Here is a 23,630-nt window from a genome sequence, read left to right as displayed (position 1 = left end):
CGCTCCGGTTTCGGTGCCGGTCAGCAAACAGGAAGACAGATGAACGAGGCGCCCTCCTTTCCGATGACGAACAGCTTCGCGGCCGCCCGCACACCCAAGGCTTCCGGCCAGGTGATGGTCTATCTCGACCGGCTGCTGGTCATGCTGGCCCGCCATCTCAGGACACTCGTGATCTCGGCCGCGATCGGGCTGATCGTGGCGCTGGCCTGGATCTATTTCAGCCCTCCGAGCTACACGTCCGTCACGGAAATCCTGATCGACGAAAATCTGACGAAGTTTGGCAGCGATGCGGCGGACGTTCCAGCTTTCATCCAGGCAGACTCGATGGTGCTGAACCAGATCCAGATTCTCCAGTCCACCCGACTGGCGCGGCAGGTCATGCTGGCGGAAAAACTGGACACGGATCCCGACTTCCTCAATCCGCCGCCCTCGGTAATGCAGCGCCTGCTCCAGCCGGTCGGGATGGTCATGAGGCTGGTCATGTCGCCCTTCGCGTCGAAGGACAGGCCGGTAGCAGATGCGCCCGCAGCGCAGACTGCGGCGAGCTCCGAAGCCCCGGTGGCCGGTTCTGCATCCGCTGTCGTCTCCGAGCCGGTCAGGTCGACGCCGCTTCAGCAGTCGGTCATGCAGGGTCTGCGGGCAAATCTCCTGATCGGCCGGAGCGACCGCAGCTATGTCCTGGTGATCGGCTACAAGTCGCACGACCCGGTTCTCGCCTACCGCATCACCAAGGCCTATGCGAAGGCCTACCTCGAGGATCAGCTCGGCGCGAATTTCGATGCGTCCAAGCAGTCCGGCGAATGGCTGCAGGGGCGCCTCGCCGAACTCGCCGCTTCGCAGCGGAGCGCGTCGCTCGCGGTGGAGCAGTTCCGCACGGAAAAGAACCTCGCCTCGACGAAGGATGGTCTCGTTTCCGACCAGCGCTTGACCGGGCTCAACCGCGAATATGTGCTGGCGCAGATCGAGACCGCGAAAGCCAAGGCCCGGTCGGAGCGCCTGCAATCGATCGTCGACGGCGGCATCGACAGCGCCGTCCAGAACGCTTCCATCGCGAGATCCGAGGGTGGGGGGCAGCAACTCGCTCTCCTGCGGGAGCAGTTCGTCAGCGTCAGCCGCCGGGAGCGGGACGTGGCCGCCCAGTTCGGGCCCCAGCACCCACAGGCGGTCGCGCTCCGGCAAGAACGGCAAGGCCTCGAGCGGCAGATCTTCAACGAGATGCAAAACCTCGCGCAAACCTATGCCAACGAACTCTCGGTCGCGCGCGCGCGGGAGGCTTCCTTGCTGCAGGGGCTGCAAAGCGAAAGCGGCATCAGTGCTACCGCCAACCAGGACCAGGTTCAGCTTCGCGCCCTGGAGCAGCGTGCGGATGCGCTGAGCGCTCTCTACACGACATTCCTGGCGCGGTTCGAGACGACGTCGCAGCAGCAGAGCTTCCCGATCGGCAAGATGCGGGTGATTTCCGAAGCCGACGTGCCGACGAGCCCCTCGGGGCCGCGCTCACTAGTGATCCTGGTGTTTTTCGTCTTCTTTGGGCTGTTCGTCGGAACATGCTCGATCCTTTGGCGCGAGTTGAACGAGCGTTACTTCCGGGTCGGCGAGCAGGTCGACCGCGATCTGAAGCTGAAGTTTCTGGGATACCTTCCCTTCCTCAGCCGAAGCAATCTCGCCTCGATCCGGCGAGGGAAGGGCGCCGCCTCGACGCTCGCCATGAGCAAGGTGCCGGAGGCGGAGAGCTTCATGCATTTCGCGCGGCTGATGCCGGATAGCCCCTTTGCGGAGACGTTGCGCGGCGCAAAGCTTGCCATCGATCTTCTGCCCAAGGGCGCGGGCGCGCGTGTCGTCGGAGCCGCGTCTATCCTTCCAGGCGAAGGCAAATCCACAGTCGCCGGCAATCTGGCAGAGATGCTCGCTTCAAACGGTGCGAGGACATTGCTGGTGGACGCTGATCTCCGCAATCCGGAAGTGAGCCGTCGCCTCGTTCCGGGCGTGCAAGCCGGTCTTGTCGAGGTGTTGAACGGCCAGCCATGGCAAACCGTTCTGCAACCCGGCAGTGCCAGCACGCTAACCATCCTTCCGACCGTGCAAATAGAGAACAGCGGACTTTCGAGCCAGTTTCTTTCGTCCGATGCCATGCGCCGGTTGATTGAGGAAGCGAAACGGCATTTCGATTACATCATCGTCGACCTGCCCCCGCTCGGCGCCACCGTCGACGCGAAGGCTGTCGAGCCGCTGCTGGACACGGTTTTGCTGATCACCGAATGGGGCAAGACCCCAAGGGGTTTGCTGAAATCATTCTTTGGAGCGGACGACACCTTCGCCGACAAGATCGCGGGTGTGCTGCTGAACAAGACCCGGATGCAGGAGCTGCCGAAATATGCAGCATGGGGAAGCGCGGAGCGCTACTTCGGGGCGTATAGCCTCCAAGGCTAGCCACCACCAGATTGGGCTCACGCCCCCTTATCTGCATGCGCCCTGCCTCGCGTCTTAGGCGGTTCCGGGCACCACAAGATCGCCCGCCGATCTCACTGTTCTGCTGTAGAACAGCCCTCTGGATATGCGGACTGCTTCGAAGAGAGCGCGTGTCTGCGAGCTGTCGCTATGCCCTGCAGTCTGCGACTAGGAAAAGACCACCGACGCGATAGCAACCCAGATTGCCGATGAAATCGCTGCACCGATCATCAGGCCCCGCGCCGGCTTCAGGCCTGAGCTATCTTTGCGTGGACCGGATCGGGTGCTGGAGGCGGGCTTGTGGTTAAGGCTGGATGCGATGAACATAATAATTCTCCTGCCTTACTAACGGTCCCCAACCGGAATCGATCCGGATTTATTGAGCTACGAGATAATCCGTTACCGTGGACGACGGGCGTCAGGCCGAAGCCTTGGACAGGACTAGGCTACCGCGATGTCTTTGGCACGCCGCAATCGCCACGGTTCAGCCGAAGATGAGGGCGGCGATGCCTGCCCAGATCGCGACCGACAGGACGGACCCGATGACCAGGCCGCGCGCCGGCGACAAAGGCCTTTCGGTCCGTGTCAGCTTGGACGTGCCTAGTTTCGGATCGAGCTTCTTGGTAGACGCGGAAGCGGGCATGTCATTCGCCTGTGACTGGGCCGGCCGTTGTTTAAGCCGGCATTTCGATCTTTGGAGACCCTAGCCGCTAGACGTTCACTGATTGCAAAACGCTTGTCTAAAATTTTAGAAATAGGCTTGTTTGGCTTATACTGGGCGGCCTTTGCTGAGCTGCTGAAGCAATTCCAGATCTTACCCTGTGCATAATCTGTGTTACGACAAGATCGAAAAGGTATTTTATCCAAACGCCGCAGTCTTTCGAATGGGGCGGCCAGTAGGGGATGCGTTTAATCCAAGTTGTCTCCGTATTAGCGCACCAAGCATGCATCGATGTGCTCATGGTGGATCGGGAGGCGCTGGCGACGATGCAGCAATTTTCTCGCCAAGCAGGCCGCGGTGGTTAAAACAAGGTCTGGCCAAGAAGATAGGGATCGCTGCCCATGCCGCCTCAGGCCCTGATCCCGAAATCTTCTCGAATTGTTTGCGATAGAAGACGGAGGCTCTTGACCTGCGAAAAGAACCTTCGCGGCTGTTTCCGCAGCAGATATTTCGGCGCGAACGTCTGAATGACGGATGAGGATGCGCTCGTGGCGCCGGCATAACCAATGCGATAGACGGCACCGTCGAAGGGCAGGCGCGCTAAAGGTCGTCCTGATGCCGCCAGGAAGCGCTTGGCGAACTTGTGACTGCCGAACCACAGGCGCAGATAAGTCTCATCGATATCGTTCATCGAGCCAGGAATATCGAGAGTGCTGCTGTGCAGGATCAGAGACGTGCCGCATAGCTCGTCGAAGTCGCTCGCAATGCGGTAGATGATGCGGGAGCCATCGTAAACCAGACCCGAGCCAAGATACCAGCCGGCCTGGTCGGGGTGATCGGCGGCATGCGATGCCAGGCGGCGGTGAACAAAATCGTCGTAGTCGACCACCATGACATGACCGCTCGGTCGTGCCGCGATCAAGCCTGCGAGCACACGTCGGCCCTTGTCGGCGCGAATGGCCTCGAACCGTGCCTCCAAGTCGTGGCTGGCTTCAGGCAAGGGAATGTAGTCGAGATCGACGCGCACAACGTCGATGCCTGGGCCAAGGGCTGGCAGAGGGCTGTCACGGTTGCAAACGAAGACGCAGTTCCAGGCCGCGCTGTCCTGTTGTGCGATCGAACCGGCGGTCTGCTGCATCTGGGCGGTCAACCGGTTCCAGTCCGGAACCGACGCGTGATGTCTGACGGGAACGACGAAGGTTAGCGTCATCGACGCCTCCAACATTTTAGCTCGAGATCCTCGATTGTCAGTCAGCCGGTCGCGGCCGGGCGGGGAGGATTCTCTGATTAGAGCCGCGCTACCATAGCTCGGCCGCTCTCTTGCGATTTCGCAATCCACGCCAGAAATGGAGCGGCATCATGGCAATCCGGAGAGGGTCCTTCCGCGCGAGGGCGGAGAAAAGCTTGACGTCCGGGGCCTTCCCGCGAGCCAGTTGCCGCAGCAGCAAAAACGCATAGGCATTGGTGGTCGACTCGAGCTGCTGGTGAACCACAGCGCTATCGGTGCCCGTCAAAGCAAAGCTGCGAAGAATATGCAGCCTGTAGAGAATAAGGTAACCATAGCGTGCGACGGCTTTATTTGAATTCCAATCAAATGCCCCGAAGTAAATATTGACGCCCGTTCCGCAATGGACATTCGTTTTTAACGAAACTGCGACGTAAGGCGACGTCGACGCTAATTCCAGCCACAGAAACCCGTCTTCTCCAGCGTTTCGCAGGCTTTCATTGAAGCGGACGCTTGGGTGCGTTCGGAAACTAAAGATAACAGTTGATGTCTGGCTGAGATACTCGACCAGCATCCCATCAAAAACCAATCCACCGGCAATCTCGAAGGTCTCGGGGGCATTTGGAATAGGCGATAGAACCGGTAGCGCGCTGCTCTTCCAGCTTTCGATAGTCGACAGTTCCGACGTAAACAGCGAGCCAATGAGACCGTCGCGGGTGTGGTCGCAGAAGTAGAAGCTTGCCCGGCCTGACAATGCCGCAAGCCCATCCTGAATATGGGTCGCTGACCAATGGTCGTCAGAGTCGAGGAAGGCGACGTAGTCGGTTTCCGTGCCAACCAGGGCATCCAGAGCGGAATTTCGAGCAGCGCCTGGACCGCCGTTCTTCCGCCGAAGAACCACGAGCTCCATGTCGGCGGGGACTTGGAGATTGCCAACCTCAGTATCGGGCGACAAGGGCGATTCGTCGTCAACGACGTAAATCCTGAGCCTGACATCAGGCGCAAGATCCTGCGCGAAAACACTCTGAAGCGCCCTCGATAGGATGCCCGGCTCTCTCTGGTAGTATGGAATTACAACCGCCACGTTGATGGACATGCTCTAATCCTTCAGTCCGAGAAATCCCTTCGACTGAACGAAGATCCCAAGTCTCTGTTTGATCTCCGCAATCTTGGCGGTGACGATCCCATCCTGGCTCAGGCTCGGACGTTTTTGAGCGGCCGCAATCAGTTGCTTGGCCGCGCGGCCAATGATGAGGTCGTTGATGGGCGCAAACAGATTCCAATCATTCAGCTTCTGGCCACGCCAATTCTCGAGGCCAGGACGACGCTGATGATAAACCGCGCGCAGGCTTGTTGGCGGCAGGCGGGTGAAGTTTACCTCCACGTCCATGGCTTCGGCCCAGTCGAGCCATTTGGCCCGGTGCGCGCTGTGGAGTGGCTCAATCGGTATCCATGGGGTCCGGAGGGCGTCAGCAACGATGACCCCGTGCATGGCCTCGCTCACCAGAAGGCGCGCGCCTTGAATTTGCGACAAGACGTGCTCGACCTCGCCACGTGGGTCGATAAAGGTCACACCGGCCTTCTCGCAAACCCGCTGCCAGAATCCGTGCTCGATGCTTTCGAAATGCGGCATGAAGGCCACATCGATGCCAAGCGCAGGTTTTGGGAGCGGCATGTCGGCGATCAAGACGGCGCCATCGCAGACTACGGTTTCCGGCGGCTGTCCGAACAGCGCTGCCGTTCGCGGACCTCTGAGAAAGATGACATTCCAGGTGCCGTCCTTCAGGTCCGGTTTGCCGGTATAGCCACCATACCCCGATCCAATGACATGCTTCACGGCATCCTTGGGATAACTGTCCCAGAGGATCGACCCGATGCCGACGAAGAGTTCCCGATCGTCCTCATCGAGGAATCCCTCCGGCAGGAGGTGTGACCAGATATACGGATTGAGTGCATCTCCGAAATTGGACGGTGTCGATGCAAAATATGTGAGCTTCATGAGGTAGATTTGCGCCCGTTTTTCAGTCGGTTGAAGATGGCAAGGCCACGCCGGTGGGAGAGGAGAAGCCATGTCGCCAGATAGATCGCGCCGCCTCCAGCAATGTTCACCACTAATCTGAGTGTCGCGTCCTGATCGCTCAGGATTGGCCGCGCAAGAACGATCGCGCATACCATGACGGCGCACGCAGTTGCCGGCGTCAGGAACTGCCGCAGGTAGTCAATGCTCGTGACCTGCAAGACCCGCGCGCTCTTCATGACCGAAGCAGGCCAGACGAGAACCGATACGGTTGCCATCGCAACGGCAATGAAACTGACGCCGTACTGATAGGATATCAAGATTGCGGCCAGAAGGGAGGCCTGCTTGCTGGCCTGATACCAGAACCACCAGTCCGCATTGCCTTGGCTGTTGATCAGCGACCCCTGCAGGAAACCAATGCTGCTGATCAGCCCGATCACGCAGAATGCCTGCAGCGGAACCGTCGCGGCGATCCACTGCGTCCCGAAGACGACAGGGATGACGTCGGGTGCGATTGCCGCAAGTCCACCGAAGAGCGCGAAGGAGACTGACGCGGAGATAAAGCTCACATCGTAGAAGGCGGCCCGCAGCTTCTCTGTCTCGGTTTGAAGGGAGGACATGAGCGAGTGGGCAACCGAGCTCATCGCGCCGGCGATGATGTCGTTGAAGATTTGGAAGATCCGCCGGGCGAAGTTGAAGAAGCCGAGTGCCTGGGTGCCGGCGAGGGCGCCGACCAGAACCTGGTCGGAATAGACCAGTTGCAGCATGCGCGTGCCCGAGGAAAACAGGCCGTAGCGGGCAAGCTCACGCAGGGCATTGCGGTCGATCCACCGTGTCGGACGCCACTTCGACGCCATGATGGCGCCGACACAGGATGCGGCTGTCGCGGAGACCTGCGAAATCGCGAGCGCCCAGATTCCGTAGCCCAGCCACAGCAGCGTCAGACAGATGACGGCGGCGATGACAGAGGCAATGGTCGTCCGCAATGCGACCAGTCCAAAGGACATCGAGCGGGTCAGCAGGGCCGTCGGAACCACGCCGATGATGTCGAAGACGATCTTTGTTCCTGCGACGGGCAGCAGATAGCGAAGCATCGGCTCATCGGTATAGGCGGCAACCGGTATCGCAACGAGGCACGTAAGGCCGAAGACCAGAGCAGCAAAGATGCAGCACATCCAGAAGACCGACGAGAGATGCCGCTCATCGATGTTCGAGCGTTGCACCAGTGCGTCTCCGAACCCGGTGGGTGCGAGGACGCCAAAAAGCGAGCCGATGCCCATCGCGAAGGCGACAACGCCAAATTCAGCCGCCGATAAGACGCGGGAGGTGATGACGAAGACGAGGGCGCCGATCGCGGCCGGAACGATCGAATTGACAGCGGACCAGATGACGCCCTTGAAGGCTGCTACCGAGCGGCCCGTGCGCAGGTGCGCATAGGCGCTGTCGGTGCTGGGGGGGTCCAAGATAACAGGTGCTGGCATAGACGTAGGATCATCCTGCCTGTTTCGGCGATCTCAGAGAAAAGCAGCCATATCCATCGCCGCGGTCATCTTTGGCACGCCTGAGGCGTATGGCCTACAAAGTGCAATCCAGGCGGGCTGGCGCCAATTAGGCCCTCATTTCCAGCTTCTTGTGCACTGCAATCTTGGCAGGTTCAAGCCCTTTTCCAGCAGCGGGAAAGCAACAGAATGTTGCTATCGGCCACAATAAAGTTGCCGACCTTCAGCTGCTCATCTCATTTTTACGCAGAGGATTGGGCTTTCCGGCGGACATTTTCGCCGAGCAAAAATATCGATCGCAGCCGTTGGGGACGTTGGCTATCTTTTTGTCTTCAGACGGTTTTCGTCAGGCTGCGTCCACTCGACGCCCGTCGCGCGTTTCGAGCCTTACGGTTTAGATTTCGTGCTTTTATTTCTCCCGCATCGAATGCGCCATCGCGTCGGTCAGCGGCGAGAGGAGGTAGGAGGCGACGGAGCGTTGGGCGGTGGGGACGATGATTTCGGCCTCGATGCCGGGCCGCAGGCGGCGCACGAGCTCGGGCGGCGCGGTGGCGAGATCGAGGCTGACCTCGCCGTTGACGATCGTCCGGCGCCCGTTCTCGTCGCGGACGGCGTCCGGGGAGATGCGCAGGATCGTGCCGGTCATCTGCAGCGTGCGCGACGCCTGGAGGTTCGAGAAGCGCAGTGTCGCCTCCATGCCGGGGCGTACCTGGTCGGCGAGATTGACCGGCAAGGCCATGGCGATGGTCAGGCTGTCGGTGGTCGGCACGATCTCCATGATGGGGACGCCGGGCGGAACCACCGCGCCGACCGAATGGACCTTCAGGTCCTGGACGACGCCGCCTTGCGTCGCGCGGATGTCGAGCTGGGCGAGTGCGGCGCGGGCGGCCTGCAGCTGTGGCCGCAGGGACTCCATCTCGTTCATGACGTCGGAAAGGTCGCGGCTGGAATCGTCCTCAACCGTTTGGCGCATCTTCAGGCGCTGCAAGGTGATGTTTCCGAGCGAGCTCTCGGCATCGGCGGTTTCGATCTCCACCGCCGAAAGGCCGTTCTGCAGCTGCGTCAGCGCCCCCATCCGGTCGATCAGCGTGGCTTTCGACATGGCGCCCTTGGCCACCAAGCCGCGGTTCTTCTCGATCTGGGCACTGGTGCGGTCGATCTGGTCCTTCAGGGCGTCATAGCGCTGCTTGGCCATGGCCTGATGCGCCAGATACTGCTTTTCCTGGACATCGAGCTGCTTGATCTGCTGGCGGCGAAGGGCGAGGCGGGTCCGGAAGATCTCTTTCTCGGCTGCCAGGACGGCGTAGACGTTATCCTTCGAATCCTCGGGGTTCACATCCTGCTCGAGCGCCTCGAAGAGAGCTTCGGTGCTCATGCTGAAGTCGTCATTGTGCGCCGCCTCCGCCTTCAATCGTTCGACGCGGATCGAGCTTTTGATGAGGCGTGCGGTGAGCATGCGCAGATTGGCGTTGGCGACGGACGCGTCGAGGCTCAGCAGCAGCTGGCCCTTCGACACCGTGTCGCCATCGGCAACCGCGAGCGTCGCCACGGTCCCGCCGGTCTGATGCTCGATGGGCTTGCGCGTCGATTCCACGCCGACGGTTCCCCGGGCGATCACGGCGCTGGAGATTTCGGCAAACGCTGCCCAAGAGGCGAACGTGCCGAAGCCGAAAATCAGCGTGGCATAGCCCAGCAGCGTCAGGCCGCGCGCACTCCGGTTGAGGGAGGAGATGCCGGTGGACGGCGTGTTAGAGCGCGACGGCACGAACGGCAGCATGAAGCATGTCCTGCGGATTGGAGGTGGGCACGGCCATGGGCGGACGCACGGTCGTGTCGCCCTTGTGGAACTCGACATTGCCGAGAGACTGGATCTGGCCGTCGCGCAGCAGCAAGGCGCGGTCGGCAACCGCGATCAGCCGGTTGGTGTGGCTGGAGAACACGACGGTCGCGCCGCGGGCGCGGCAGGCCTGCATGACCTTGATGACCGACTGCTCGCCTTCGGTGTCGAGATGGGCCGTCGGCTCGTCGAGGATCAGGAGGCAAGGATCGCCGTAGAGCGCGCGGGCCAGCGCGATGCGCTGCCGGAAGCCGCCCGACAGCGGCAGCCCGCCGGGGCCGATCCGCGTGTCATAGCCGGTCGGCAGCCGCTGGATCAGCTGGTGCAGGCCCGCGCCCTCGGCTGCCGCCAGAACCTTGCCGCTGTCCGGGTGACCCATCCGGGCGATGTTCTCGGCGACGGTGCCGGCATAGAGCGTGATTTCCTGCGGGAGGTAGCCGACATGGGCGCCCAGCCGGTCCGGATCCCAGTGCCGCAGCGAGAAGCCGTCCATGCGCACATGGCCGTCGTCCGGCAGCACGGCTCCGACAAGGGCGCGCAGGAGCGTCGATTTGCCCGCGCCGGAATGGCCGGCCACCGCGAGGACGGTGCCGGGCTCGGCGCCGAAGGAGATGTTCCGCAGCAGCGTCTGCCCGGTCTCCCGGTTGACGACCGAGACGTTCTCCACCGTCAGGTGTCCGCGCGGCGAGGGCAAGCCCATCGAAATGCTGGGGGCTTCGTTCTCGGCGAAGAGTTGGTTCAGGCGGGCATAGGCCGCGCGGGCTTCGAGGAGCGGCTTCCAGTTGGCGACGACCTGCTCCACCGGGCCGAGCGCGCGCCCCATCAGCATCGAGGCGGCGAAGATCGAACCGCCGGAAATCTTTCCCTCGATGACCAGCCAGGCGCCGACGCCCATGATGGCCGTCTGCAGGACCAGGCGGAAGACCTTGGAGGTCGACACGACCGCCGAGGCGACGTCGCCGATGCCGACCTGGCGGATGAGGCTGTCCTCGCGGACGTCGCGCCAGCGTCCCATCATGGCCGGTATCATGCCAAGGCTGCGAATGGTCTCGGGACTCTCGAGCGCCGAGACCGCGAATTGATGGGCGTTCGAGGCCTGGCTCGAGGCGCGGTTCTGGCCCCGGCGGGTCAGCCGGTCGTTGAGGACGGCAAACCCGAAGACGCAGACCGCACCGATGAGGGTGGTGAGACCCAGGAGGGGATGGAGGACCCAGCAGAGAAGGATGAACAGGGGCGCCCAGGGCGCATCCATCAGCATGACCAAGCCGCTGCCCGTGACGAAGTCGCGGACCTGGTCGGCGTCGCGCAGGATCTGGATACGGGCCCCCAGCGGCAGCTGCTGCCCGCCGGTGGCGACGATCCTGAACAGCGGCTGCGAGATCACCTCGTCGAACTGGACACCGGTTCGTGCCAGCACCCGCGCCCGGACAAACTCGAACACGCCGAGCAGCAGCAGCAGGAAGACGGCGATGGCCGTGATGGTCAACAGCGAGGGAATACTGCGGGAGGACAGCACCCGGTCGTAGACCTGCAGCATGTAGAGCGGGGAGACGAAGGCCAGAAGGTTGATGATGACGCTGAAGACGATCGTCGGCACCAAAGCCGGCCGGAACACCTTGATGGCGCGGGCGAGGTCATTGGCCCGGGAAGCGCGGGTGTCCGGCATGCTGATGCTTTCGCTGCAGTTCTGGCATAAAGCTGCAGTGAGTACTAAGTTCTAAGTCTTGAGTTTCAGTGAACTATTCAGCCGTCGAACGTCCGCTCATCGTAGCGCGCTAAAGGGTCGCAACCCTTGTGGTGAACTGCAAGGTGAAAGCCGCGAACCGGCACGATTCCGCCAGAGCGCCTTGGAAGGTCCTCTGACGAAATCGTGGTATGCTTTGTCGTTCGGCCCGCTCAGCCGAAGACGTCATTTTCAGGAGAAGACGTAGTCGCGCTGCGTCAGCTGGTTCGCCGAACCATGCACGAAGATGGTGCCGGCATATGTCCCGCCGTCCAGCACGTCGTAATACTGCCAGGTCTGGTCGACACCGGTCATCTTCCCGCCGGAGTAGAGCTGGTGGTAACCGGCGAACTTCAGGGTAGAGCCCGCGCCGAAACCGTCGAACCGCAGCGTGTCGCCGCCTGTCTCACCGGCACCGGTGAAATCGCCGATCTGGTCGACGCTGCCGCCCTTCTTGGAAAGGTCACCCTTGGCGAAGACGAAGGTATCGTTGCCCGCCCCGCCGTTCAGAAGGTCGACCGAACTGCCGCCCCGAATGACGTCGTCGCCGTCGCCACCGCGAAGATAGTTGCCGTTGTTGCCGCCGATGATCACGTCGTTGCCGGCGCGGCCGTCGACCTCGTTGTAGCCGCCGCCCAGCGTGATGTGGTTCGCCAGCGCATTGCCGGTGATCTTCGCCGAGGAAGAGCTGACCATGATGTCCTCGACATTCGAGGGCAGGACGATGGCCTTGGTGCCGGAGAAAATGATGCGGTCGACGCCGGCCGAGCCGAGGGCGACGTCCATCTTCGTGGCGTCCGTCGCATGGACGTCCCGCACGGCAGGCGTTTCTACCGGGGCCACGACCGGTACCACGGCAGGTGCGGCGGCGGGAGCGGTAACCGGGGCTGCAACGGGAGCGATCACTTCCGCCACCGGCGTCGGGGAGACCGTGGCAGGGCTCGCCACTGGCGATGCCAACTGGGTGTCGACAGGGGCGGCTACCGAGTCCAGGAAGATGAACTGCTCGGGCGAGAGCTGCGCGATGGTCGTGTTGTCGAACATCACCGCTTGGTCGGCGTCGAGGCGAAGCATCACCCCGCTTCCGACCTGCGTCAGGAAGGGCAGGACGTCGGAGAAATGGGTGAAGTGGAAGCCCATCAGCTGGATCTTGTCGGTGTTTCCCGCGGTGTTGCTGAAGTCGAGGATGCGGTCATTGCCGCCGCCGTTACGGACGATGAAGACGTCGGTGCCGCCATTCCCTTTGAGGACGTCGTTGCCCTTGCCGCCGTCGAGCTCGTTATACTGGGCGTTCGATCCCGCGATGTAGTTGTTGAGATCGTTGCCGATGGCGTACCGCGCCCAGTCGCCGGACAGCGTCAGCTTCAGGTCGGTCGGTTTCATCGTGGTCGACCAGTCGTAGGCGACTTTCGCGCCACTCGCATCGATCGACGAAAAGGCGGTTGCCGCGTTGATCGGTGCCCAGCTTTTCGGAACCCCGACCGCCACATGATCGGAGGCGGTCTGGTAGGCCTTGATATAGTCGATCTTCATCTCGGCGGAGGTGAGGCTGGCGGAGGCCGTGCCGGCCCAGCCGCCGACCGCCAGATTGGCCAGCATGTACATCGGCTTGTGCATGTCGGACGGGGTGGCCGCGCTGTAGACCTCGACGCCATCGACGTACCAGGTGATGGTGTCGGCCTGCCAGTCGACACCGTAGGTGTGGTAGCCCGTGCCGAGATCGCCCATGGCGACAGCGGCATGCGACGACGTATGGCTGCCGGCCTCCTTGGTATGCACGGTGGCGTGCACGACATTCGGATCGCCGCCGAGCGCCTCCATGACATCCAGCTCGGGCGGCCAGTCACCGTCGATGGGCAGCATCCAGAAGGCGGGCCAGAGACCGCTGCCCTCCGGCAGGTCAGCGCGCATCTCGAAGTAGCCGTATTGCATGGAGAACGAGCGCTCGGACGTGATCAGGCCCGACGAGAAGTCGAAAGCCCCGAGCGCCGTCTTCTCGGCGGCCGTCAGCCTGTCCGCGGTGATCGTCAGCGTTCCGTCGCCCGTCGTGAAGGGGCTGAGGCCGAGGTTCTTGTAGGTCGGGTCCGTGTAGATCTGCTTCTCGGCATTGCCGGCAAGGGTTCGATCCCCCCAGTAATAGGTGGTCTTCCAGGTGCCCGACGTTCCGTTGAACAAGGACAGTGAATTGAAGTTGTCGGAGAAGACCTGCCTCATGCCGCTGGTGTCTTGGGACAGTTGGAAGTTTGCTGCCGTCAGCTTGTCGGCAGAGACGTTGTTGAGGACCAGCTTCTCGTTTCCGCCGAGATCGACGACGACATTGCCGGCCACCTGCTTCATCTTGGTCTGCAGTGAGGAAAAGCTCGTCACCCCGTAATTGGTGAGGCGGACGACATCGCCGCCGGCGCCGGCTGCAAAGTCGGTGATGAGATCACTGCCATTGCCCTTGGAGACCACGAAGATATCGCTGCCCGCTCCGCCGGTCAGGATGTCGTTGCCGCCCTTCCCGTCGATGGTCTGGCTACCGGTGCCGCCCTGGACGATATTGGCCAGCGTATTGCCGAAAGCATAGAGATCGTTGCCGCTGACATAGAGGTTTTCGACGTTGTCGGGGAGGACGTAGTTCATCCAGGTCGTGACGGAGTCGATCCCGCCGCCTGCCTGCTCGGACACCTTGTTCGAATTGGAGTAGACATAATACGTGTCGTCGCCGAAGCCCCCGGACAGCGTCATCGACACGCCGGCCTTTCCCCAGAGAGCTTCCGCCGCGCTGGTGCCCATGAGGGTGACGGTCGTCGCCGTCGCGTAGAACGCTTTGACGGCGTTGGCGCTGGTGTAGATGAACTGACCCGAAGCGTTGACGGTGTATGGCATGCGGCTGATCCCCTGGTTTGCGCCAGACTAGGGGAAACACCATAAGAAAGACGAAAAAACCTATCTAAACAGCGGGATAAGAAGGTGAGTAGGCGTTTAATGATTGTCTTCAGCCGGGCTTAACCACGCTTCCCGCCGACGAAGCCGCAAGCCGCATTTCGAACAGCCGACCCACGCCGCGGCCTCCGCTATTCGGCGCCGCGTGTCGACCCGCCACCACGCTCGAACGACACCGATTTCACCAGCGCGAACACCTGCATGCCCGGGCGCAGGCCGAGTTCGGCGACGGAGCGGCGCGTGATGCGGGCGGCGAGCGTGCTGCCGGCGCCCTCGAGTTGGATGTCGGCATGCGTCTGCCCATCGTTGTCGATGGCGACGACGGTGACGCCGAGGACGTTGAGGGCGCTGAGCCCGGTCGGGGGCGCCAAGGCGATCATCACGTCGCGGGCGCGGATGCGCAGGCGGACGAGCGTGCCTGTTGCCGCCGCCATTCGCGGAACCTGCAGCATTCCCGCCCCGAGCGCCAGCGCCGTCAGTCCATAGGCATCATCATGGCCCGCCACCCTCGTCTCGACGACGCTGCCCGGCTCCAGATCGGCGACCGCGGGGGCGAGGTCGAGGCGACGGGCGATCTCGGCGGGATCGCCCTGTTCAACGACGCGTCCCTCCTTCAGCACCACCAGATCAGCGGCGAGCCGCAGCACTTCGGAAACGGAATGGGTGACATAGAGGATCGGAATCGCCAGCCCGTCGCGCAGCCGTTCGATATAGGGCAGAATTTCTGCCTTGCGGGCCTCGTCGAGCGCCGCCAGCGGCTCGTCCATCAGCAGCAGCCGCGGGCTTGCCAGAAGCGCCCGGCCGATCGCCACGCGTTGGCGCTCGCCGCCCGAGAGGTTCGATGGCGCGCGGTGAAGGAGACCGGCCAGCCCCAAAAGGTCGACGACATCGTCGAAGGACTGGTAGCGCTCACCTGCCGGGGTGAACCAGCGCCCGTAGACGAGATTGCGCCGGACGCTGAGATGCGGAAAGAGCCGCGCATCCTGGAAGACGTAGCCGACCCGCCGCCGGTGCGGGGGCACGAAGATCCGCTTCTCCGTGTCGACCAGCACGCGCTCGTCGACGGTGATCCGGCCGGCATCCGGCCGCGTCAGACCGCCGACGAGGTTGACCAGCGAGGTCTTGCCGGATCCGGACTGACCGAACAGAGCGGTGAGCCGGCTGGCGCTGGAAAAACGGGCGTCGAGGGTGAACGCACCGAGCCGGTGGCAAAGGTCGAGCGAGATCGCCATCACGGCTCACCCCGCCGGCCGACGCGCTGGGCAAGGAGTTCCGACAGCATCAGGGCCGTCATCGACAGGGCAACGGAAACCAGCGTGAGCCGAAGGGCGCCGGCATCGCCGCCGGGCACCTGCGTGAACGCATAGATCGCCGCGGGCAAGGTCTCGGTCTCGCCGGGGATGGCCGAGACGAAGGTGATGGTGGCGCCGAACTCGCCCATCGCCTTGGCAAAGCACAGGATCATGCCCGCGAGAATGCCGGGCAGGATCAAGGGCAGAGTGACGGTCGCGAAGACGAAGGCGGGGCTCGCACCGAGCGTGCCGGCGGCGTCCTCCAGCCGGCGGTCCACCGCCTCGATCGACAGCCGGATCGCCCGCACCAGCAGCGGAAAGCTCATCACCGCACAGGCGAGCACCGCACCGGTCCAGCGGAAGGAGAAGACGATGCCAACCTCCGCCAGCGCCGCGCCGAAAAACCCGCGGCGCCCGAAACTCAGCAGCAGCAGATAGCCCGTCACCACCGGCGGTAACACCAGCGGCAGGTGGACGAGCCCGTTCAACAGTGCCTTGCCCCAGAACCTGCCGCGGGCAAGGAGGTAAGCGACGGCGAGGCCAAAAGGCAGGCTGGCGAGCGTCGCGACCACCGCGACGCGCAGGCTGAGGCGCACTGCCGTCCACTCTTCCGGGCTGAGGGCGAGCCAATCCATGCGCGTTTCCGGCTGAGGTCGGGGAACGGTCCCCGCCTGTCTGCGACCGGCGCCCGGTCGGACGCCTGCGCGTATTGGGCCTACTTGGCGAGGACGGTAAAGCCCTCTCGTTCGAACAGCGCTTTTGCGCGCGGGCTGCCGAGGTAGGCGACGAAGGCGGCGGCATCGGGATGGCGGCCCTCGGCGGTTTCGGCGACGGGATAGACGATCGGCGGATGCGAGGCCGCCGGGAAGGTCCCGACCACCTCGACGCCGGCATCGGCTGCGGCATCCGTGGCGTAGACGATGCCGAGCGGCGCCTCGCCGCGCGAGACCAGGAGCAGCGCGGCACGGACGTTCTCGGCCTCCGCGACGTCGGCCTTGACGCTGTCCCAGACGCCGAGGTTTTCGAGCGACGCCTTGCCGTAGCGGCCGGCCGGGACCGACGCGACGGCGGCCATGGCCAGCTTGCCGCCGGAGAGGAGGTTCTTTAGCGCAAAGCCCTGAACGATCTCCGTCCGGGCGGCGCTGCCTTTCGGTGCGATGAGCACGATGGAATTGCCGAGGAGCTCCCGGCGGGTTCCGGTCTTGATCAGACCCTTCTCCGCAAGATGATCCATCCAGTCGAGATCGGCCGAAAGAAACACGTCGGCCGGCGCGCCTGCCTCGATCTGCTTGGCCAGCGCCGAGCTTGCGGCATAGGAGATGACGGCGGACTTGCCGGCTTCCTGGCGCCAGGCGGCGTTCACTGCGTCGAGCGCATTCTTGAGGCTTGCCGCCGCAAACACCACCGGGCCTGGCTCCTCCGCCAGAACGGGCCGGGGACCGGAGAGCGCCAGGCCTACCGTCAGCGCGAGGGCGGCAAGGCGGCGGAGAAAGTGGCGGCGGTTCGGCATGGTTTCCCTTCGAGGCTGGAGCGCGGACCCTTTCGATAAAGCGAAATCCAGCGCGGGGAAAGCGCTATATCTTGTGGGATATAGCGCTAGGTACCCTGGCCGAGGGCGCCGTGGGCTGGCCGCGGCGCACCCGCGCTGTTTCCTTCAGCGCCTGCGCCGCCATCGCATAGCCGCCGGCCGCGCCGTCGACGAAGTGGATATGGTCGCTGCTGGTGGGCGAGGGCACGAAGCAGGTCATCATCGAAGAGGATTGCCGGTGCAGGCCGACATCCACAGTGCCGTCCCGTTCGGCCACGCGCAGCACCGCCTCGATCCGTTCAGCGGTGGCAGGCGTGCAGTCGAGCGTCATCCGCAGGCCGTCGTCGAATTTGCGGAAGTCGGAATTGCCGGCCATCTGCTGGCGATAGCGGTCGGGGTCGAAGCCGCCGATCGGCCGGCCGGCGGCCAGCATGAGGTAGGAGAAGAGCTGCCTGGCCGCAACGCGAACCGCCGAGACCCCAAGGCTCCTTCCTGTGCCGGCGGCGGCCGTCCGTGTCTCGAGCGCGAAACCCTTCAGCGTCCAGGCGAGGCGCGGGCCGCCCGGCGGGATCGGCCGGCCTTCGTGGACCTCGTCAAAGGCCAGCGCGAGCACGTCGCCGATGACCGCCTGGAACGCATCGCGCCCGGCCGGCGTCGGCATGGCGATGACCGAGAGGATCGTGCCGTGCTGCGAGGGAATCTCGGCAAAGCGGCAGGAGAGGCCGTCGAAGTTCGGCCCGGCGCCGTTGGTGGTGGCCATCACCCCGTAGTCGCCCGCCTTCATTCGCGCCTCGGCGAAAGCGAGCCCGCCGCCGGCGAACATCGCATAGGCCACATCCGGCGATACCTGGAAACGGGCGACCTTGAGGTCGTGGCCGGCGGCCCGGATGTCCTCGACGGGGACCATGGCCACGCGCATCGTCATGCCGAAATTGTCGCCGATCCAGCGCGCCGTGCGCGCCAGCGCCACGCGGCCGGTCTCGGCGTCCTCGGGGCCAAGGGCGAAGCTCGCGCCGTCGCCGCCGAAGACGAAGGGGATCCGCCGCCCGGGAAGCGCGTTCGACACGGCGGCGATGACGGCGGCGGCCGCGGTGTTGACCTCCTTGTAGCGCCCTTCAGCGATCGCCTCGGTCGACTGGACGATATCGGCGAGGCCGACGACCCAGCCGGGCGGGACGGCATGGTAGGAGGCGGGGTCGGCGAGGGCGGCAAAACTGCTGAGCAGCGGCAGCCCGGCATAGAAATCTTCGCCGTTCAGAGCGCCTTGGCTGAAGGCCTTCGTCACCTGGCACCTCCCTCTCATCCCATCATCAACGCCGACCGCGCCGGATGGTGCGGTCACGATGCCGCCATCACGCCGCCGCTGTTGCAGGCGCCCGCATGCACCCCGGCGCCGGCTGCCGGAGGTGCGTTGCGGCCACCGCGCAAAGGTCGGCGGCCGGCGGGGCTCAGATCTTACCGTCGAGGCCCATCTGGTGGTAGCGGTGCATGATCTTGTCCTGGTTCTCCAGCAGCCAGTCGATCGAGGGCTCGTTCGCCATCGCCTTGCGGATCGCCTCGGTGGTGCCGCGACGGTGCAGGTCGAACAGGATCTTGTGGTCGAGCGCGTCGTCGTCGACGACGCTTGGCGCGAGCCAGACCGAGCAGATGATGCCGAGCTCGTTCGCCTTCTCCTTCGGGATGAAGCCCGCGCGCACAGCGTCGAGCACGCCGTTGGCGATCGCAAACTGCACCGTGCCCATCAGGATGTTGGTGTATTTCAGGCTGGTGACGGTCACTTTCGAGACGCAGAGCGTGACCGGGCGGACCATGATGTCGGTGTTGAGGAGCGCGAAGACGCGGGTGTGTCCAGCGACCTGGTCGCCGGTCAGCGTCGCGATGGCGGTGCCGACCGGACCATCGAGCTCGCCGATGACGATCTCCGGCTCGGCCGCCGTCCCGGGCGGGCCGCCGGCGACGAGGGCTTCTCCTGTCCGCATTCCGATACGCTCGCTCATGGCATTCCCTTTTCATGAAACTGACGAACCAGCGTTAGGCCTTCCCGGCGGCAGGGCCTAGCCTTCCGCCGCCGTGGCTCCGTCGATTTCCGACGTTTTCGAACGATCCGGCAGGCTGCGGGCCGGTTGCACCGCGCCAGCGGCAGCGACTTGTCGGCCCTCTCGGACGCGGTGTATTCACTCGCGTGAAATTCAGCGCCAGCAGTTCCCTGTCGCCGGGACCGCGACGCCGATGCGAGGATCAGCCGTGAACGATGACACAAGCGATCTGTCCCGGCCGGCGCCCGCGCCCGCGATTGCCGCGCGTGCCGGCGAGAGCGCTGCGGCGTCGGCCGACCCGGTGGATGTGCTCGGCCCGTTGATCCGCGAGCGGCGCAAGGCGCTGGGGCTGACGCTGTCGGCCGTCTCCGGCAGCAGCGGGATGTCCGTCGGCCACCTCTCGCAGGTCGAGCGAGGCCTCTCGACGCCGACGATCCGCCAGTTGCAGCAGATCGCCGGGACGCTTGGTGTCACCATCGGCTGGTTCTTTCGCGCAGAGGCGGGTGCCGGGGAGGAGGATGGCGAGACCAGCGTGGTGGTGCGGGCCTCGCGCCGGCGCAAGATGGAGATGACGAGCCTTGGCATCACCGACGAACTCTTGGTGCCGACCCTCGACGGCGCGCTGGAGCTCTTGTTCTGCACGCTGCAGCCGGGCGCCGGGGCAGGGCCCGAAGCCTATAGCCATGCCGGCGAAGAGGCCGGGCTGGTGCTGTCGGGCGAAATGGAGCTCTGGGTCGAGGACACCCGCTACCACCTCGCCACCGGCGACAGCTTCGCCTTTGCCAGCACCCGTCCGCACCGCTACCGCAACCCCGGCAGCACCGAATTGAAGCTGGTCTGGGCGATCACCCCGCCGAGCTATTGAGGACATCGTTCTTCGGAAGGCGGAGAGGGGGGCGCTTCGGCGATCCGCTTCGCTCGGGCTACTCCGCCGCCACCTGCTGCGCGGTCGGCTCCGGATCTTTGAGCGCATCGCGCACCATGTTCTGGAAGGCGAGCACGCCATGTTCGTATTTCGGCGAGACCGGACCGCGGGTGTAGACGCCCGCATTGAGGTTGCGCTGGACGCCGAGAATGATGTCGATGTCTTCCGAGACGATCTGCGCTGACCATTCCGCCGACTGTCGGTTGGCTTCGGCCTTCTCGGGCGAGACGTCGGTGAAGAAGTACCAGTTGATGTGGCGGATGCGGCCGGGCCCGAGCGGCTCGACGGTGGCGATCGACGAGCCCCAGTCGTAGAGGTTCAGCATCAGGACGGGAAAGCGATAGAAATAGAGGCCGCGGGTCAGTCCACCGTCGCGCGCCGGCGCATGCAGATGGAAGAACTTGTCGGGGTAGTGGACGTCGACCTTGTACTGCTCGATGTCCATCGAGGCGCAGAGGCCCGGATGCATGGTCTGGCAGTGGTAGCATTCGAGGTAGTTGTCGCCGTAGGTCTTCCAGTCGACGGCGACGTCGCGGTCCTTCGACATGAAATAGTGCTGCTGTTCCAGCGGATAGTCCGCCGCCATCGCGTCGATCGGGCCGAGCCATTCCAACAGCGACTCACCGCCGCGCGCGATGCGCAGGAAGACGAGCCCACGCCATTCCGCGCAGTCGACGGGATAGAGCCCCCATTCGATGGGGTCGAAATGGTGGTCGCCGCCGAAATCGCGGGCGCGCTTCAGAAGGCCCGCGCGGTCGAAACCCCAGGAATGATAGGGGCAGACGACGAGCTTGCCGCAATGGCCGCTCTCTGCGCCGACCAGTTCCGCGCCACGGTGACGGCAGACATTGTGGAAGGCGCGCAGCACGCCGTCATCCCCGCGCATCGCAAAGACCGAATAGCCCGCGACCGTCCCGCGGACGTAGTGGCCGGGGTTCGGCACCTTCTCCGACCAGGAGAACAGCATCCAGTTGCGGGTGAAGATCTTGGCGCGCTCGTCGGCGAAGATGTCGGCGCTGGAATAGGCTTTGGCCGGCAGCGTCCAGGTGAGGGCGGAAGACGTGAACTGCGGATTTAGGTCGGCAAAGGTCACGGCGGTCTCCAGCCCGGTCGGTGCAGCCAATTCAGTGCATGCGCAGTCTTGCTCTTTTGGTTCTCTTCCGCGTCGTCCCGGCCGGAATCAGTTTCGGTAGGACGGGTCGATCGCGTCGATGGTCCGCAGATGCGCCGCCCATTCGAGCAACAGATCGCCATCGTCGAAGGCCATCTGGTCGAACTGCTGGGTGACGCGGCGGCCGACGGCATCGGGCACCTCGACCAGCGGCCGGCCCATGGACAAGGTGGCGACCTGAATTTCGCAGGCGGCGTTGAGATAGAACATCGCGTTGAACATCTCGGCCGCCGAGCGGCCGACGGCGATGAGGCCGTGGTTGCGCAGGACAAGGGCCGGGAAGTCGCCGAGATCGGCGACGATGCGCGCCCGCTCGGAATGGTCCAGCGCGATGCCCTCGAAGTCGTGGTAGCCGATGCGGCCGTAGAATTGCAGCGCGATCTGGTTGAGCGGCAGGAGCCCTTCCTGCAGCGAGGAGACCGCGACGCCGGCGCGGGTATGGGTGTGCATCACATAGGTCGCGTCGTGCCGCGCCCCGTGAATGGCGCTGTGGATGGTGAAGCCGGCGGGGTTCACCCGGGCGGTCGCGCCGCCGACCTGATTGCCGTCGATGTCGATCTTCACCAGCGAGGACGCCGTGATCTCCTCCCACCGGTAGCCATAGGGATTGATCAGGAAGTGGCCGTCCTCGCCTGGCACCCGCGCGGTGATGTGGGTGTAGATGAGGTCGGTCATCTTGTAGTGCGCGGCGAGCCGATAGCAGGCGGCCAGCTCGACCCGCGTCTGCCACTCCGCATCCTGGCTGGCGATGGGGGAATGCAGCGTCATACCAGGCTCCAGCTTCATGTGCGTGAAATTGAGTTCATCACCTTCGCTCGGTGATGGCAAGCGTTCTCCGGGGGCGGGCTTACCCGTAGCGTAGGGACCTGACCGCCTTGCCGCAGGCGGAGAAAACCGGTCGGCGGCCGCTTCATCGCGGTGAAAGAGCCGTCGCCTGCTGACGGGCCAATGCAAAGATCGGGCTGGCCTATGGAGAGAGATCTCCGGCAGCGAAGGCGCTGTCCGCAGGTGGTTTGATAGGGCCGGCTGTAACGATCCCCCAGCTTGAGCGGGCGGCGCCCCAGCGCGTTACAGGCTGCGCACGAAGCGCTCGATGCGCCGGCAGGCTTCGGCGAGCGTCGCCTCGCTAGAGGTGAAGGCGATCCGCAGGAAGCCGTAAGCCGGCGCACCGAAGGCGGTCGCATCGAGCGTCGAGACGCCGGTTTCGCGGAACAGCCGCCAGGCGAAGTCGAAGGGCGTCAGGCCGGTCCCGCGGACGTCTACCAGCACGAACATGCCGGCATCCGGCGTCAGCACCTTGATCTTCGGCACGCCTGAGAGCGCGGCGACGACGAGGTCGCGCCGTGCCCGATAGCGTCCGCGCATGTCGGCGGTAACCTCGGCATAGCTCTCGATGGCGGTGAGGGCGGCCTGCTGCACGAAGCCCGGCATGCCGTAGAGCATGCAGAGCGCCAGCCGCTCCATATGGTGGACGAGTTCGGCATTGGCGACCACCCAGCCGACGCGCCATCCGGTCATCGCATGCGTCTTCGACAGGCTGCCGACGGTGACGGTGCGCTCGGCCATGCCCGGCAGCGAGGCCATCGAGACATGCGGCACTTCGAAGGTGAGGGCGCCGTAGACCTCGTCGACGATCACCGTCAGGTCGTGCTCGATGGCGATGGCGGCGATCCCAGCCAGTTCGTCCCGCGTCATCACCGCGCCGGTCGGGTTGTTCGGCGTCGCGAAGATGATGGCGCGGGTGCGCGGCGTCACCGCGGCGCGGATGGCGGCGGGATCGGGACGGAAGCCGGTCTCGGCCGGCATCGGCACCGGCACGATCTTCGCGCCCGCCACCTGCAGCGTCGCCTCGTAGGTGACATAGGCCGGCTCCAGCACGATCACCTCGTCGCCCTCGGCGAGAAGGCAGAGCGAGGCGGCGAACAGCGCGTTCTGGGCGCCAGCCGTCAGGATGACGTTGCCAGGCGACAGGTCGGGCTGGCCGAGCGAGGGGCCGAGGAGGCGGGCGAGCGCTTGGCGCAGAGCCGGCCGGCCGGGCACGTCGGTATAGTGCGTGTCGCCCGCGCGCAGCGCGGCGACGGCCGCGTCCATCACCGGCTCGGGCGTCGCGAAGTCGGGATCGCCGATGGTGAGAAGGATGACGTCCTCGCCGCGCCGCTGCGCCGCTGTCGCGGCCTCGTGGATCTTCCAGGCGGCGACACCGGGGCCGTCGATCCGCTCGACGAGGGGGGAGAAACGCATGGACATGTCCTGTGGGTCTGGAAGGCTGGGTCGAGCGTCTTGGAGCCGAGCGGCAAGGCAAAGGCAAGTCGGGCCTCAGCTTCACGGTCGCTTCGCGAT

General features: G+C 64.2%; 18 protein-coding genes and 2 pseudogenes. 2 read left to right on the top strand and 18 right to left on the bottom strand.

Annotation, left to right across the window (positions count from 1 at the left end):
- The first annotated feature begins 39 nt into the window (after positions 1–39).
- Positions 40–2,430, top strand: a complete 2,391-nt coding sequence (locus tag ACZLZQ_RS01285) for a GNVR domain-containing protein (protein ID WP_472947746.1) — start codon at positions 40–42, stop codon at positions 2,428–2,430.
- A 186-nt stretch (positions 2,431–2,616) separates the two neighbouring features.
- On the opposite strand, the gene ACZLZQ_RS01280 is transcribed toward ACZLZQ_RS01285, so the two are convergent.
- The 15 genes and pseudogenes from ACZLZQ_RS01280 to ACZLZQ_RS01210 all read right to left on the bottom strand — a co-directional run bounded on the left by ACZLZQ_RS01280 (position 2,617) and on the right by ACZLZQ_RS01210 (position 19,155).
- Positions 2,617–2,775, bottom strand: coding sequence for a hypothetical protein (locus ACZLZQ_RS01280; RefSeq protein ID WP_472947745.1), 159 nt, complete (start codon positions 2,773–2,775; stop codon positions 2,617–2,619).
- A 157-nt stretch (positions 2,776–2,932) separates the two neighbouring features.
- Positions 2,933–3,091, bottom strand: a complete 159-nt coding sequence (locus tag ACZLZQ_RS01275) for a hypothetical protein (protein WP_472947743.1) — start codon at positions 3,089–3,091, stop codon at positions 2,933–2,935.
- Between the two features lie 427 nt (positions 3,092–3,518).
- The gene (locus tag ACZLZQ_RS01270) at positions 3,519–4,319 is read right to left on the bottom strand and encodes a hypothetical protein (protein ID WP_472947742.1); all 801 of its coding nucleotides are present in this window, start codon (positions 4,317–4,319) and stop codon (positions 3,519–3,521) included.
- Positions 4,320–4,407: 88 nt separating this feature from the next.
- A complete protein-coding gene (locus ACZLZQ_RS01265) occupies positions 4,408–5,430 on the bottom strand; it encodes a glycosyltransferase family 2 protein (protein WP_472947740.1) in 1,023 nt (340 codons plus the stop codon).
- A 3-nt stretch (positions 5,431–5,433) separates the two neighbouring features.
- The gene (locus ACZLZQ_RS01260) at positions 5,434–6,333 is read right to left on the bottom strand and encodes a polysaccharide pyruvyl transferase family protein (RefSeq protein ID WP_472947739.1); all 900 of its coding nucleotides are present in this window, start codon (positions 6,331–6,333) and stop codon (positions 5,434–5,436) included.
- A complete protein-coding gene (locus tag ACZLZQ_RS01255) occupies positions 6,330–7,814 on the bottom strand; it encodes a lipopolysaccharide biosynthesis protein (protein ID WP_472947737.1) in 1,485 nt (494 codons plus the stop codon). Before ACZLZQ_RS01255 ends, ACZLZQ_RS01260 begins: the two co-directional genes overlap by 4 nt.
- Positions 7,815–8,259: 445 nt before the next feature.
- Positions 8,260–9,627, bottom strand: coding sequence for an HlyD family type I secretion periplasmic adaptor subunit (locus ACZLZQ_RS01250; protein WP_472947736.1), 1,368 nt, complete (start codon positions 9,625–9,627; stop codon positions 8,260–8,262).
- Positions 9,599–11,353 carry a type I secretion system permease/ATPase gene (locus tag ACZLZQ_RS01245; protein WP_472947734.1) on the bottom strand — a complete coding sequence of 585 codons (1,755 nt, stop codon included), beginning with the start codon at positions 11,351–11,353 and terminating at the stop codon, positions 9,599–9,601. The genes ACZLZQ_RS01250 and ACZLZQ_RS01245 overlap by 29 nt, the downstream gene beginning before the upstream one ends.
- Positions 11,354–11,602: 249 nt before the next feature.
- A pseudogene (locus ACZLZQ_RS01240) lies at positions 11,603–11,986 on the bottom strand (hypothetical protein); the annotation flags it as partial.
- A gap of 915 nt (positions 11,987–12,901) precedes the next feature.
- Positions 12,902–14,281 (bottom strand): annotated as a pseudogene (locus ACZLZQ_RS01235) (family 16 glycosylhydrolase); the annotation flags it as partial.
- 188 nt (positions 14,282–14,469) lie between these two features.
- Positions 14,470–15,570, bottom strand: coding sequence for a molybdenum ABC transporter ATP-binding protein (gene modC / locus ACZLZQ_RS01230; protein ID WP_472947732.1), 1,101 nt, complete (start codon positions 15,568–15,570; stop codon positions 14,470–14,472).
- Positions 15,570–16,265 (bottom strand): molybdate ABC transporter permease subunit, encoded by a 696-nt coding sequence (gene modB, locus ACZLZQ_RS01225; protein WP_472947731.1) that lies wholly within the window; start codon positions 16,263–16,265, stop codon positions 15,570–15,572. Before modB ends, modC begins: the two co-directional genes overlap by 1 nt.
- 80 nt (positions 16,266–16,345) lie before the next feature.
- Positions 16,346–17,140, bottom strand: coding sequence for a molybdate ABC transporter substrate-binding protein (gene modA, locus ACZLZQ_RS01220; RefSeq protein WP_472947730.1), 795 nt, complete (start codon positions 17,138–17,140; stop codon positions 16,346–16,348).
- Between the two features lie 64 nt (positions 17,141–17,204).
- On the bottom strand, positions 17,205–18,443 hold the full coding sequence (locus ACZLZQ_RS01215) for a DUF3095 domain-containing protein (RefSeq protein ID WP_472947729.1): 1,239 nt from the start codon (positions 18,441–18,443) through the stop codon (positions 17,205–17,207).
- Positions 18,444–18,606: 163 nt separating this feature from the next.
- Complete coding sequence (locus ACZLZQ_RS01210) at positions 18,607–19,155, bottom strand: formaldehyde-activating enzyme (protein WP_472936585.1); 549 nt, start codon at positions 19,153–19,155, stop codon at positions 18,607–18,609.
- 247 nt (positions 19,156–19,402) lie between these two features.
- Between ACZLZQ_RS01210 and ACZLZQ_RS01205 the strand changes: the two genes are divergently transcribed.
- Positions 19,403–20,059, top strand: coding sequence for a cupin domain-containing protein (locus ACZLZQ_RS01205; protein WP_472947728.1), 657 nt, complete (start codon positions 19,403–19,405; stop codon positions 20,057–20,059).
- A 58-nt stretch (positions 20,060–20,117) separates the two neighbouring features.
- On the opposite strand, the gene ACZLZQ_RS01200 is transcribed toward ACZLZQ_RS01205, so the two are convergent.
- The 3 genes from ACZLZQ_RS01200 to ACZLZQ_RS01190 all read right to left on the bottom strand — a co-directional run bounded on the left by ACZLZQ_RS01200 (position 20,118) and on the right by ACZLZQ_RS01190 (position 23,531).
- Complete coding sequence (locus tag ACZLZQ_RS01200; protein WP_472947726.1) at positions 20,118–21,212, bottom strand: aromatic ring-hydroxylating oxygenase subunit alpha; 1,095 nt, start codon at positions 21,210–21,212, stop codon at positions 20,118–20,120.
- Between the two features lie 87 nt (positions 21,213–21,299).
- Positions 21,300–22,058, bottom strand: coding sequence for a class II aldolase/adducin family protein (locus ACZLZQ_RS01195; protein WP_472947725.1), 759 nt, complete (start codon positions 22,056–22,058; stop codon positions 21,300–21,302).
- A 300-nt stretch (positions 22,059–22,358) separates the two neighbouring features.
- The gene (locus tag ACZLZQ_RS01190) at positions 22,359–23,531 is read right to left on the bottom strand and encodes a pyridoxal phosphate-dependent aminotransferase (protein ID WP_472947724.1); all 1,173 of its coding nucleotides are present in this window, start codon (positions 23,529–23,531) and stop codon (positions 22,359–22,361) included.
- Positions 23,532–23,630 lie beyond the last annotated feature (99 nt).

The organism is Mesocryomonas lacus (assembly GCF_055730105.2).
This window is presented reverse-complemented; position numbering and strand designations above follow the sequence as displayed.